We start from the raw sequence: 11,565 nt of genomic DNA on the forward strand, positions 1-11,565 counted from the left end.
GCTTGGCACGGGCCGGCTGACAGGCTGCTGATGAATTTCTGAGACGGGAATTCAGCCCGAGGGGCCGATCGGTCACGCCGATCGGTCAGGGCCCCATCAGTGACGGCTGGGATAGTGAAGAACGATCGACGATCGACCTCCTTCACTTCACCAGTTGCACAGGGGAGTTCCCGTGAGCGCCGAGACCGCCAAAATTTCCGTTTCCCGTCTCTACAACGACGAGAACGGCGAATCGCATTTCATGGACGAGACGCTGGAGGTGACGGCCCTCAATTTCGCCCCGCCCGCGCCGTCGCTCTTCGTCTCCGAGGGCGTGCCGGCCAAGCAGGCCGTCTACCTCTACATCCCGGCCGGCTGGTTCGGCGACTTCCACCCGGCCCCGCGCCGCCAGATCATGACGCTGGTCAGCGGAAAGATGGAGTGCGGGGTCAGCGACGGCACCTGGCGCACGTTCGTCCCCGGCAACACCCAGCTGGTCGAGGACACGAAGGGCAAGGGGCACGCCACCAAGGCCCTGGAGGACTGCGTGATGATCGTCTCCCAGCTCGCCGACTGACCCCGGCCGCACGCGCGGGAAAAGGAGGGGCGGGGACCGGAATTCCGGCCCCCGCCCCTTTGTCCTTTGCGGTGCCTACCCCTTGACGTACCCGAAGCTCTCGGCGAGGAGACCGTTCTCCAGGCGGTGCACGTTCACCCCGCGTACGAAGTCCCGCGCCCCGCTGCCCCAGCGCAGGGTCCAGCGGCAGACGGCGCGCTCGCCGGCCGTCCAGACGTCCTCGACCTCGAAGGTCATGTGCTCGTTGCCCGCGATCGAGGTCCAGAACTGAAGACATTCATCATAGCCGACGTGCTTCGTGCCGTCCGGGGCGGGACCGGAGTTCTCCAGCCGGCAGTTCGGGGCGAGGATGTCCTTCAGCAGGCCGGGGTCGTGCAGCTGGAACGCCTGGTTGAACTGTTCGATAACCTTGCGCGTCTGCTCATCGGACATCGGGACTCCTCATGTCTCATGACTCATGACTCGGCACGGACGGCGGCCGACCGGCCGGATCGGCCAGGGCCACAGGAGAAAGTAATACAGTCCAACGGCTCGCTGTCCAAGTCTTCGGGAGTTCCGGCCATTTGGGTCAGTCGCACGTCAGTACCAGCCGCCTAGCTTTGTGCTATGACCACAGCAGACAGTGCGCCTCTCGCATTGGCCTATCAGCAGGCCATCGAATATCTGGCGGGTCTCGCCGATCGGCCGGTGGGTGCCACTGCCGGCTCCGAACAATTGCTGAAAATGTTCGGTGGCCCCCTGCCGGCCGGTCCGATCGAGGCCACGGACACCATCGGACTCATCGGCCGCGCGGTGGCCGAGGGCGGCATCCCCACGGCCAACGGCCCCCGCTACTTCGGCTACGTCACCGGCGGCACGCTCCCGGTGGCGATCGCCACCGACTGGCTGGTCGCCGCCTACGACCAGACCGCCAGCCTCTACAACCTCTCCCCGGCCATCGCCGTGGCCGAGGACGTCGCGGCGCAGTGGGTCCTGGAACTCCTCGGGCTGCCGGCCCACGCCTCGGTCGGCTTCCCCACCGGCTGCACCATGGCCCACCTGACCTCGCTCGCGGCCGCCCGCCACAAGCTCCTCGCGGAAGCCGGCTGGGACGTGGAACGCGAGGGCCTGGGCGGCGCACCCGACGTGGCCGTCGTCGCCGGCGCCCAGCACCACATGACCATCGACCTCGCCGCCCGCTACCTCGGCTTCGGCACCGCGCGCATCCGCAACGTGCCCGTCGACGACAAGGGCCGCATGATCCCCGCGGAGCTGGAAGCCGCCCTCGAGGGGATCGACGGCCCGGTGATCGTCTGCGCGCAGATCGGCGACGTCAACTCCGGGGCCATCGACCCGGTCGGCGAGATCTGCGACATCGCCCACCGCCACGGCGCCTGGGTCCACGTGGACGGCGCCTTCGGCCTCTGGGCCGCGGCCAGCCCGAAGCTCCGCCCGCTCGTCGAGGGCGTCGAACGCGCCGACTCCTGGGCCCTGGACGCCCACAAGTGGCTCAACGTCCCCTACGACTGCGGAATCGTCGTCATCGCCCACCCCGAGGCCCACCGCGCGGCCATGCTCAACGAACGCGCCGGCTACCTCCCGCCCGGCACCGACGGCGAACGCGACGCCATCGAATGGGTCCCGGACTTCTCCCGCCGCGCCCGCAGCCTCCCGGTCTGGGCGGCGCTGCGCTCCCTGGGGCGGAGCGGTGTGGCCGACCTGGTCGAACGCTGCTGCGCGCACGTGAGCCGGTTCGCGGAGCGTCTTGCCGGGGTCCCGGGGGTCGAACTCCTCAACGACGTGGTCCTCAACCAGCTCCTGGTCCGCTTCGGGGACGACGACGAGACCACCCGCCGGGTCATCGCCCGCATCCAGCGCAGCGGCGAATGCTGGTTCGGCGGCACCCTGTGGGAGGGGCGGGCGGCGATGCGCGTCTCGGTGGTCAACTGGCGCACCACGACGGAGGACGTCGACCGGAGTGTGGAGGTGATCCTGGAGGCCGTGGCGGGGGAGGTGGCGGCTGGCTGAGCGGGCCCGCCATCTCCCCCTCGAGGTACCGGGCTCGGTCGGTGGTTGCCCACCCGCCCCCTTGTCTGCGGGCCGGTGGGTGTGGGAGCGGGGTGCCGACTGGGCGGTCTCGCAGCTGGTTTGGGGGTTTCCCGTCAGTCCCATCGTCCTTCCGTGTCGGGCCGGCCTGTCAAGGGCGCTCCTTCGTCGCGTCGCTACGCGATGGCCTTCGGCCACCCTTGACACGCCGTCCCGCCCCGGAAAGACAAGGACTGCCGGGAAGCCCTCAAAAGAACGGTCACGGGGCAGGAGGAGAGGGGCGGGGCTCTCAGCGATGCGGCGAGGGGCCGGGGGCCGGCCGGGCATCCGGGCCCGCACGTCGAGATTCCGGGCCGGGGGCGCGACTATGCGCACGAGAGGTTGATCAGAGCGACCCGCGGAGCACCCAGGCGCACCAGATCGCTACGCGCTCCTCGCACCTCGGCGTCTGGCGGCCGTCTTGGGCCGGTCACTCGCGCGTCAGGCGCATCATCAGCGGTCGGACCATCGCCGTGAGCACGGGGGAGTCAGGGGCGGGCTGGACGGGACCGATCGCCTCGTAGCCCCACGACTCGTAGACCCGCTGGACCTTTCCGTCTCCGGCGGCCGGATTGACCATGAGCGATGCGTACCGGTCCGCGCGGCCGGCCAGCAGCTCGTCATGGATCCGCCGGGCCAGTCCCGTCCCCTGGTGAGGAGCCGTCACGCCGATCTCTCTGAGCGCCAGGGTCGGCGCACGGGTGTACTCCTCGTCCAGGTCGCCGATCCGCTTCCACCAGAGGTCCCCGGCCTCCACGGTGTTGCCGTAGGCGTACCCGACCGGCCGCTCCTCGGCGTCGAAGGCGAGCACGGCCGCGAAGCCCGGCGTACGGCCGTAGCGCTCCAGACGCTCGGCCAAGGTCGGCACCGAGTAGTTCGGCAGGTGCAGCAGCGGCGCACGGACCTCGGCGTACGCCTCGATCAGCGGGCCGCGGGCCTGCTCCACGTGAGCGAAGTGACTTAGTCGGTGCGTCATGTGATCCGCCTTCGGGTGTCGCGGCTACAGTTCCCGGACCATGATCGCGTAGACGGGCGAGTCGTCGGAGGGCCTGGCCTCGTCCCGCTTCTCGTAGCCCCACCTCTCGTACAGGGCCTGCACCTTCGCGTGGGTGGAGTTCACGAGGAGCGTCGCGAAGTCCACATCAATCGAATGGAGCAGGGCGTCATGGATCCGTTGCGCCCTGCCGGTGCCCTGCCACTGCGGTATCACCATCAGCTCGGACAGGGCGAAGATCCGGCCCCGCACGCCCTTGGGCCGATCCGTTCCCTTCCACCAACCGCCCGGCTTGAATTTCGATCCGTACGCGTATCCGACCGGCCCGCTGTCTTCCCAGCCTGAGACACACGTCCAGTTCTCGCGCCCCGACCACAGGTCGACGACCGTGAACAAGGCCCGGTGGAAGTCCCCGATCATCGTGCGGAGACGGCCGGGGAGCGGGTCACCGGCCATCAGCTCGAAGATGGTGCACGTCGTCGCACATGCCTGTTCCACCTCGCCCTGGTGGAGTTGGGCAGCGCCGAGCCGGGCGATGGTCATCGACCGGTTCCGCCGCAGCTCCTGGGGCAGGGAGGCGAGGGCTCGGTGAGAGGCTGCCTCGGCATGCGCGTGCTTGCCGAGCAGCTCGTGCACGATCGCGGCGAGCGCCGCGAGCTCGGCCGGCCCGTAGAAACCGATCCACGGGGCCCGAGGGGCTGCCGCTGAGCAGGTTCCGCACCGTCCGGGCGGAGACGTCACCGAACCGGCCGGTGATCTCCAGCAGTGCGGCGTTCATCTGACCTGCCAGCTCCTCTTGGGTGAGCCCCAGGTCAGCCATTCGTGCCCGTAATACGGCGTTCCCGGCCATGCCGCCGAACGTAGCCCCGGCCTCATACGGCGGACAAGAATGTCCGTAAAGGGCAGACAAAGTCTTCCGGTCCCCGGCCCGGCGGAGACAGAGAGCCCTTTCTGCTGCGCAAGCGCGTGCGCGACATCGCGTCCGGAGTCGAGGGTGAGCTGATGGCCGTGGTCAACGAGAACGTCTCCGACACCGGGATCGAGCGGTGGATGGAGCTCGCGTACATCCGGGGCGCGTCCGGGCGCGAGTTCACCACCGCCGTCGGCAACGTCGAGCCGGCGTGACACCGGACGGCGTCGGCGGCCCGAGGTTCGATCTTCTTCGTGGGGCATGAGACGGTCTGGTCGTGCCAGAGATGACGAGTGGGTTGGAGGCGGCCTTGGCTGAGGCGTCGTCTCCTTCGTGGACGCAACGTGTTCGTGCCGGGCGTGACCTTGCTTCCTTTGCTGATGTTCCTGAGGCTGCGGAAGTGTTGGTGGGGCTGCTGCTGGACGTCGAGGACACGGCGGTGACTCGACAGACGGCAGAGGCCCTGGCCCGAGTGGGGACGGCGGCCGCCGCAAGGCTCATCGCTCTCGCTGTTGCCGAGGCTGACGACAACCAGGCTGAATGGCTGCAGACCGGGGTGCATGACGCGCTCGTGGGAACGGACGGTGAGCCGGACATCGCAGTGGCCTGCGGGAAGCTCGCCCAGGATCAGGAAGAAGCTGTCCGGCGGGGTGCCGCGGAGATCTCGGAGTGGACAGACGCCACAGGGTGTTGATCCGAATCGACCAGCCTGTGGGCTGGTTCATGCATCCGATCGGCAGGGGGACACAGTCATGCCGGGCCCGGGGCGGTCCCCTTGCAGGACCGCGAAGAACAGAACGGGGGGCATGCGGCCCGCGGTGACGTCAGACCTTCTCGGCGGTCACGCGGGGGTGCTCGGCTGTGAGCATGGAGATGTCCTCGACGTCGGACGTCAGGATCGTGACCTGGCCCGGCTGTGCAAGGGCCGTGGCGCAGAGCATGGCGTCGATCGCGTACTTGTGGCCGTGCAGGCCGGCGGCGCGCAGCAGGGCGGCGGCGGACTGGGCGAGGGTCTGGGTGAGGGGCTCGACCCGGAGGCGGGACAGCGTCCATCTGAGCGCCGCGTCGTTGATCCGGGGATGGATCACCTCGACCAGCACTGCGGCCGAGGTGATCACCGGAAGGTCGGCGGCGTGGGCGGCGGCGAGCCACTCGTGGATCTCCCGGTCGCGCTGCACGGCCTTGGCCAGGCCCTCGCTGTCCAGGATCAAGGCACCACTCACGCCGCCGCCCCGGCTCCGGTGGAGGCGCCGCCGGTGAGTTTGGCCCGCTTGGCGGCCACGGCCTCGGGATCGGCGGGACCGTTGACCGCCTCGAAGTCGGCGATCAGCTCCTCGAGGTTGTCACGCTCGATCTGCCGTTGGGCCGCCTTCTCGAGGTAGGCGGACACGCCCCGCTTGCCGACCCGGTCCCTGATCGCTTGCAGGGTGCCCGCGGTGAGCGAAACGGAGATGCCGCTGCTGGGGCCGTCTCCGGGTGGGAAGTCGATGTCGTCTTCAGCCATGACACGATTATGCCATTTCCAATGCTATACGGCGTGCCGCGCCGTCTCCTGACCCGGTTCATGGGTCGAGCCCGTATGCGGTCGGCTCGGCGGGGGCTACTGGAGGGACGACTCGTCGCAGCGGGAGACCCAGGAGGTGAAGGACTCCGACGGGTCCGTGCGGTTCGAGAGGTAGGTGCGGGTGAGGCGTTCCACGTAGTCCGGAAGGTCCGCCGCCGTGGTTTTGAGGCCGCGGAGCTTCTTGCCGAAGCCGCCCTCCTGGTCCGCGGACAGGGACAGGGTGCCGCCCAGGTGGATCTGGAAGCCTTCCACCTGGCGGCCGTCCTCGTCCGCCACCAGCTGGCCCTTGAGGCCGATGTCCGCGACCTGGGTGCGGGCGCAGGAGTTGGGGCAGCCGTTCACGTTGATGGTCAGGGCTGCCTCCTCGCCGGCCAGGCGTTTTTCCAGTTCTGTGATGAGGGTTGCCGCGCGGTCCTTTGTCTCCACTATCGCCAGCTTGCAGTACTCGATGCCCGTGCACGCCATCGTGTTGCGGCGCCAGGGGGAGGGGCGGGCCTGGAGGCCGATTTCGGCTAGGTCCGTGATCAGGGGTTCCGGGTCCGCCACGTCCAGGACGAGGAGCTTCTGGTACGGGGTCAGGCGGACCCGGCCGCTGCCGTGGGTTTCGGCGAGGTCGGCCAGGGCCGCGAGCTTCGTGCCCGACAGGCGGCCGGCGACCGGTGCGGCCCCGACGTACGACAGGCCGTCCCGCTGCGGATGTACGCCGATGTGGTCGATCGGGGCCGGGGGGAGCGCCGGGGCCGGGCCGTCGAGGAGGGGGCGGCCCAGGTACTCCTCCTCCAGGACCCGGCGGAACTTCTCCACGCCCCAGTCGGCGACCAGGAACTTCAGGCGGGCACGGCCGCGCAGACGCCGGTAGCCGTAGTCGCGGAAGAGGCGGGCCACCGCCACCCACACGTCCGGGACGTCCTGGAGAGGGACCCACACGCCTACGTGTTGGGCGAGGATCGGGACCGTCGACAGGCCGCCGCCCACCCACATGCCGAAACCCGGGCCGTGCTCCGGGTGGACCGCGCCCAGGAAGGCCAGGTCGTTGATCTCGTACGGGACGTCCGGCAGCCAGGACACCGCCGACTTGTACTTGCGCGGAAGGTTGGAGAGGGACGGGTCACCGATGTAGCGGGCGGCGATCTCCCGCACCGCCGGGGTCGCGTCCAGCACCTCGTCCGCGCCCACCCCCGCCACCGGGCTGCCCACGATGACGCGCGGGCAGTCCCCGCACGCTTCCGTCGTCGACAGGCCGACCTCTTCCAGCCGCCGCCAGATCGCCGGGACGTCCTCGATCCGTACCCAGTGCAGCTGGATGTTCTGCCGGTCGGTGACGTCCGCGGTGTTGCGGGCGAACCGCATCGAGATGTCGGCGATCGCCCGCAGCTGGGCGGCGTCCAGGGTGCCGCCGTCGCTGCGCACCCGCATCATGAAGTGCTCGTCTTCGAGCTCCTCCGGGGCGAGGGAGCCGGTCTTCCCGCCGTCGATGCCGGGCTTGCGCTGGGTGTACAGGCCCCACCAGCGCATCCGGCCGCGCAGGTCGTCGGGGTCGATCGACGCGAAGCCCGTCTTGGAGTAGATCTGCTCGATGCGCTCCCGGACGAGGAGGGGGTCCTCGGCCGCCTTGAACTCCTCATTGGCGTTCAGGGGCTCCCGCTCGCCCAGTGCCCACTGGCCCTCGGGGCGCTTGGGGGCGGCGGGGCGCGCGGTTCTGGCGGTCCGGACCGGCGGCGCGGCGACTGTTTCCGTCATGTCCTGCTCCTTGTCAGGTGGTGGTGCCCAGGGGCGAGACCGGGACGATCATGCCGCTGGGGAGCCAGCTCGCGGACGCGGTGTGGTGATGGCCGCCGCCCGCCGATGGGCCTCCGCTGCCGGGTACGTACAGCACGGCGGCGGCGTACAGCTTCGCGGGCGCCGGGCCCGCCGAACCGCGGGCCGTACGCCACGCCTCGTACCCGGCGGCGGTCGGCACCTCGCCGGGCAGGCGGGCGCCGAGCGCCGCCGCGTACTCCACCGCCGCCGGGCTGTTCGGGGCGTACCGCAGCGGGATCAGCTGGCCCGCGCTCGGCGAGAGCAGCGGGGCGGTCAGCAGCCAGGGCGCCAGGTACGTCCCCTCGGCGACGGTACGGCCGGCCTCGACGTCGCGTACGGCGGTGTCCGCGCCCGACCAGCCGGAGGTGACCACCAGCGGCCGGCGGGCGGAGGCGTCCGGCGCCCCCACGGAGATCCCCGCCCGGGCCGCGGCGGCACGCACCTCGGCGGCCGCGGCCCGCCCGCGCGGCGAGTCGTCCCCGGCCAGCGCCAGCGAGCGCGTCCCGCGCCCGGCGAGGAACCCGACGGTGTCCCGCAGCGCGGCGGCGTCCGCCTCCGTCAGGGCGTCGGACGGGCAGCCGGAGGGCGCCTCGGCGCTGCCGCCCAGCACCGCCCCGGCGGCGGCGCTCGCACACTCCGCGCCGTCGGCGCCGCGCAGCCCGGCCGGCGCCGGCTTCCCGCCCGCGCGGCCCGTGTCCACCGCCAGCGGCGCCGAGGACCCGCCGGCCGACACCCACACCCGCCCGGGCCCGGCCGGCAGTTCCACCGGGATCCACGTCAGCGTCGACCCGGGACGCACTCCGCCCCGCACGAGCCGCGCCCGGTCCGTTCCGGCCGAGGCTCCGGCGGCGGCGACGCCCACCAGGTTGGGCCCCGGCCGGTTCGGCACCACCAGCACCGGCACCTGCTCGCCGCCCAGGCCCAGCGAGCCCATGAGCGGTCCGGCCGACACCCGTGCACCCGCACCGCCGTCCGAGGGGGCGAGGGTGCCGGCGAGGGCCGCGCACGCCACCGCCGCGGCGAAGTACGCCGTGGCGGTGGTGCGGCGGGCGAGCAGCCGTGTGCGGAGCAGCAGCAGGACGCCGAGCGCCAGGGCGGCGGTCAGGACGACCGCCGCCAGGAGGACCGCGTTCACCGTCGGACGGCGCTGTCGCTGACCACGAACAGGACGCCGTGCGGCTGCGCGTCGCCGAAGTCACCGTGCGGCCACGACGCCCGGTTGAATCCGACGCACGGCTTGCCGGTGTTCTCGTCCCGGAAGGACCGGTCGAGGGTCACCCGGCCGCGCCGGTCGAGGTCGAACATGCACACCCGGTGGTCACCGCCGCCGCCGAAGGACCCGGCGACGAAGTAGTTGGCGACCGCGATCCGGCTCACCTGCGTCGTCTCCCGGTAGACGCCGTCCGCGCCGCGCCTGAAGTTGTCCATGGCGCCCCAGTGCGGGCCGCCCGCGCTGACGTCGCGGATCGGGACGGTGCTCACCAGCTCCGGGCAGTCCCGCTCGCGCCCGCCCCGGCTCGCCTCGGCGAGCTCGTCGACCGAGCACTTCGCGCCCGTCCCCGCTGCGAGGAGCTTCTGGATGTCCAGGACGTAGATCATGCCCGTGGTCTCGTCCAGCGGCTTGCCGTACGGAACGGACTGGCCCATCACCGTGTGGAAGAGGAAGCGGTCGTCGGGGCTGACGGCCAGCCAGCTGCCGTTGTCCCCGCTGCCGGTGATCTCCTTGTCGCGCTGGAAGGACCGGTAGGCGGTGGTGTCGTCGAAGACCTCCTTCCACTGCGGTTCGGGCGCGGTGATGTCCGGGGTGTAGAAGACCGCCCCGCCGGCCATCGAGGAGACGAACGCGCCCTTGTGGCCGGGCCGGTTGGTCAGCGCGGTCTCCATGACCACGCGGGACTCGCGGAAGAAGGCCCGCTGCTCCCGCGCCCCGCGCGGCCCGTCGGCGACCTTCGACACCGACTTCAGCGTCGGGTCGTCGCGGTTGGTGATGTCGAAGACGCGGACGGTCTGGCGGGCCAGGTTCTCCTTGAGCGCCGAGTCGGGCGTCATGAAGTTGCGGGCCTCGGCGAAGTCGCTCGCCACCATGATGTTGAGGTCCTCGCGGACCGCGATGCCGTGCGGGTTGGCGCAGGTCGCCGCCGGCAGTGCGGGCACGTTCCCGCACTGCGCCGGGTCCTCGCCGGCCGCGGTGGCCGCCGGGATCTCCGCGATGGTCCTGCCGTCCTCGCCGATGCGCACGATCTCGCCGGGCGAGCCCGCCGCGCCGTTGCCGACCCGCACCTCGCCGTTGGTGTAGGTGCAGGGGCCGGTCACGTTCGGCCCGCCCATGTACGTCCCGTACGCGGTCCCGTCGCTCAGCACCTGGTAGGCGTCGGGCAGGGTCCCGCAGGGGGTGTCGGCGGTGGTGTTGACCCCGGCGATCGTCAGCGCGGGCAGCGCCTTCGCGTCGAAGACGAAGGTGGTGTCGCTCATGATGCCGCCGGCGTAGATCCGGTCGCCCTTGTGCCACACGTACTGCATGTGGTGCGGCTCGTTGCCGTTGTTCGGGCCGACGGTGACCGTGTTGGCGACCTTCCCGTACGTGGGGGAGCCCGGCGTGGCGTCGATGACGGTCAGGAAGTCGGGCGCCGGCTGCTTGGCCGGCCCGGACCAGACGAGCATCCACTGCCGTCCGGGCCCCCGCGAGGCGTCCACCAGGTGGTTGGTCGCCGTGTACGTGACGCCGTCGCCGCCCTGGAAGCTGGAGGTCCAGGTCTCCGGCGAACCGGCGGCGGCGGGGCCCGCCGCGGTGAGCATGGAGGCGGTGAGTCCCACCGCCGACAGACAGAGCGCGAGGCGGCGTATCAGCCTTCCTCGGCGTAGACCTTGCAGACCTTGCAGGCTCATTTCTCCGCGTGCCCTCTCCGGGGTGTCGGTCGAATTGCCGAGTGATTTTCGGATCACTGTGGCACAAGGGCGCTGGCGGTCCGCTGATAGGAGACTTACCGTGCCCTGACATTCGTCAGGAGGAACTCCGCAAAGCCCCCAATATTCTGTGTAACGGCTGGTGAGAGGTGTGGGGTGGCCGGTTCTCGTCGAAAGTGCCGCGATCAGCGGACCGTCAGTGCTTTATGTGTCGGCATTGCTAGTCTCGGCGCAGAGAATTCCTGCCCGTTCGCCGCGTTCCCCATTCGAAGGAGCCGCCGGATGACGACGACTCAAGTGCACGGAAATGTGAAAGAACTCGCCGAACGGGCGGGCCGGGACCTGGAGCACGCTTCCGCGCCGGACGTCCTGCGGTGGGCGGTGGAGACCTTCGGGAAGAGGTTCTGCGTGACGTCCTCGATGGAGGACGCGGTCGTCGCCCACCTCGCCTCGCGGGTCGCTCCTGGTGTGGACGTGGTGTTCCTGGACACCGGCTACCACTTCGAGGAGACGATCGGCACGCGTGACGCCGTCGGGGCGGTGATGGACGTGAACGTCATCACGCTGACCCCGCGCCGGTCGGTGGCCGAGCAGGACGCCGAGTACGGGCCGAGGCTCCATGACCGTGACCCGGACCTGTGCTGTGCGCTGCGGAAGGTCAGGCCCCTGGAGGAGGGTCTGACCGGGTACGCGGCGTGGGCGACGGGTCTGCGGCGTGACGAGTCCCCGACGCGGGCGAACACGCCGGTGGTCGGCTGGGACGAGAAGCGGGG

The 11,565-nt window shown here is 70.7% G+C and carries 13 protein-coding genes; 5 read left to right on the top strand and 8 right to left on the bottom strand.

The genetic code is table 11. The features are described from left to right. Positions 1 to 172: 172 nt before the first annotated feature. Positions 173 to 556 (top strand): cupin domain-containing protein, encoded by a 384-nt coding sequence (locus tag ACZ7IF_RS32740; protein ID WP_470979013.1) that lies wholly within the window; start codon positions 173 to 175, stop codon positions 554 to 556. Positions 557 to 631: 75 nt separating this feature from the next. On the opposite strand, the gene ACZ7IF_RS32745 is transcribed toward ACZ7IF_RS32740, so the two are convergent. Beyond that, positions 632 to 988: a nuclear transport factor 2 family protein gene (locus tag ACZ7IF_RS32745; protein WP_469117199.1), complete on the bottom strand. Its 357-nt coding sequence runs from the start codon at positions 986 to 988 to the stop codon at positions 632 to 634. A gap of 291 nt (positions 989 to 1,279) precedes the next feature. On the opposite strand from ACZ7IF_RS32745, the gene ACZ7IF_RS32750 reads away from it, so the two are divergent. Then, a complete protein-coding gene (locus ACZ7IF_RS32750) occupies positions 1,280 to 2,563 on the top strand; it encodes a pyridoxal phosphate-dependent decarboxylase family protein (RefSeq protein ID WP_470979016.1) in 1,284 nt (427 codons plus the stop codon). 487 nt (positions 2,564 to 3,050) lie between these two features. Here the strand turns inward: ACZ7IF_RS32750 and ACZ7IF_RS32755 are convergent, their stop codons facing one another. Both ACZ7IF_RS32755 and ACZ7IF_RS32760 read right to left on the bottom strand, forming a co-directional pair. Then, a complete protein-coding gene (locus tag ACZ7IF_RS32755) occupies positions 3,051 to 3,596 on the bottom strand; it encodes an N-acetyltransferase (RefSeq protein ID WP_470979018.1) in 546 nt (181 codons plus the stop codon). Between the two features lie 24 nt (positions 3,597 to 3,620). Next, complete coding sequence (locus ACZ7IF_RS32760) at positions 3,621 to 4,250, bottom strand: GNAT family N-acetyltransferase (protein ID WP_470979021.1); 630 nt, start codon at positions 4,248 to 4,250, stop codon at positions 3,621 to 3,623. Positions 4,251 to 4,580: 330 nt separating this feature from the next. On the opposite strand from ACZ7IF_RS32760, the gene ACZ7IF_RS32765 reads away from it, so the two are divergent. Together ACZ7IF_RS32765 and ACZ7IF_RS32770 are read left to right on the top strand one after the other, a co-directional pair. Continuing rightward, entirely contained in the window at positions 4,581 to 4,739 is a 159-nt protein-coding gene (locus ACZ7IF_RS32765) for a hypothetical protein (RefSeq protein ID WP_470979024.1), read from the top strand. A 71-nt stretch (positions 4,740 to 4,810) separates the two neighbouring features. After that, positions 4,811 to 5,218, top strand: coding sequence for a HEAT repeat domain-containing protein (locus tag ACZ7IF_RS32770; protein WP_470979046.1), 408 nt, complete (start codon positions 4,811 to 4,813; stop codon positions 5,216 to 5,218). Positions 5,219 to 5,348: 130 nt separating this feature from the next. Here ACZ7IF_RS32770 and ACZ7IF_RS32775 read toward each other — a convergent pair whose 3' ends face one another. From ACZ7IF_RS32775 to ACZ7IF_RS32795, 5 genes are all read right to left on the bottom strand, one after another. Further along, positions 5,349 to 5,747, bottom strand: coding sequence for a PIN domain-containing protein (locus ACZ7IF_RS32775; protein ID WP_470979027.1), 399 nt, complete (start codon positions 5,745 to 5,747; stop codon positions 5,349 to 5,351). Beyond that, entirely contained in the window at positions 5,744 to 6,028 is a 285-nt protein-coding gene (locus ACZ7IF_RS32780) for a hypothetical protein (protein ID WP_470979030.1), read from the bottom strand. The genes ACZ7IF_RS32775 and ACZ7IF_RS32780 overlap by 4 nt, the downstream gene beginning before the upstream one ends. A gap of 96 nt (positions 6,029 to 6,124) precedes the next feature. Continuing rightward, positions 6,125 to 7,828 carry a nitrite/sulfite reductase gene (locus tag ACZ7IF_RS32785; RefSeq protein ID WP_470979032.1) on the bottom strand — a complete coding sequence of 568 codons (1,704 nt, stop codon included), beginning with the start codon at positions 7,826 to 7,828 and terminating at the stop codon, positions 6,125 to 6,127. 13 nt (positions 7,829 to 7,841) lie between these two features. Next, the gene (locus ACZ7IF_RS32790) at positions 7,842 to 9,023 is read right to left on the bottom strand and encodes a hypothetical protein (protein ID WP_470979034.1); all 1,182 of its coding nucleotides are present in this window, start codon (positions 9,021 to 9,023) and stop codon (positions 7,842 to 7,844) included. Continuing rightward, positions 9,020 to 10,774, bottom strand: coding sequence for a hypothetical protein (locus tag ACZ7IF_RS32795; RefSeq protein ID WP_470979037.1), 1,755 nt, complete (start codon positions 10,772 to 10,774; stop codon positions 9,020 to 9,022). Before ACZ7IF_RS32795 ends, ACZ7IF_RS32790 begins: the two co-directional genes overlap by 4 nt. Before the next feature lie 300 nt (positions 10,775 to 11,074). Between ACZ7IF_RS32795 and ACZ7IF_RS32800 the strand changes: the two genes are divergently transcribed. Continuing rightward, on the top strand, positions 11,075 to 11,565 hold a 491-nt coding region (locus ACZ7IF_RS32800), incomplete at its 3' end, for a phosphoadenosine phosphosulfate reductase domain-containing protein (RefSeq protein WP_470979040.1).

It is taken from the genome of Streptomyces sp. NPDC037421, assembly GCF_055602105.1.

What these genes read in the sequence shown, in the direction of transcription:
- ACZ7IF_RS32755 (WP_470979018.1), bottom strand. Translation starts at nt 3,596, where the DNA reads ATGACGCACCGACTAAGTCACTTCGCTCACGTGGAGCAGGCCCGCGGC.
- ACZ7IF_RS32785 (WP_470979032.1), bottom strand. Translation starts at nt 7,828, where the DNA reads ATGACGGAAACAGTCGCCGCGCCGCCGGTCCGGACCGCCAGAACCGCG.
- ACZ7IF_RS32780 (WP_470979030.1), bottom strand. Translation starts at nt 6,028, where the DNA reads ATGGCTGAAGACGACATCGACTTCCCACCCGGAGACGGCCCCAGCAGC.
- ACZ7IF_RS32795 (WP_470979037.1), bottom strand. Translation starts at nt 10,774, where the DNA reads ATGAGCCTGCAAGGTCTGCAAGGTCTACGCCGAGGAAGGCTGATACGC.
- ACZ7IF_RS32745 (WP_469117199.1), bottom strand. Translation starts at nt 988, where the DNA reads ATGTCCGATGAGCAGACGCGCAAGGTTATCGAACAGTTCAACCAGGCG.
- ACZ7IF_RS32750 (WP_470979016.1), top strand. Translation starts at nt 1,280, where the DNA reads ATGTTCGGTGGCCCCCTGCCGGCCGGTCCGATCGAGGCCACGGACACC.
- ACZ7IF_RS32770 (WP_470979046.1), top strand. Translation starts at nt 4,811, where the DNA reads ATGACGAGTGGGTTGGAGGCGGCCTTGGCTGAGGCGTCGTCTCCTTCG.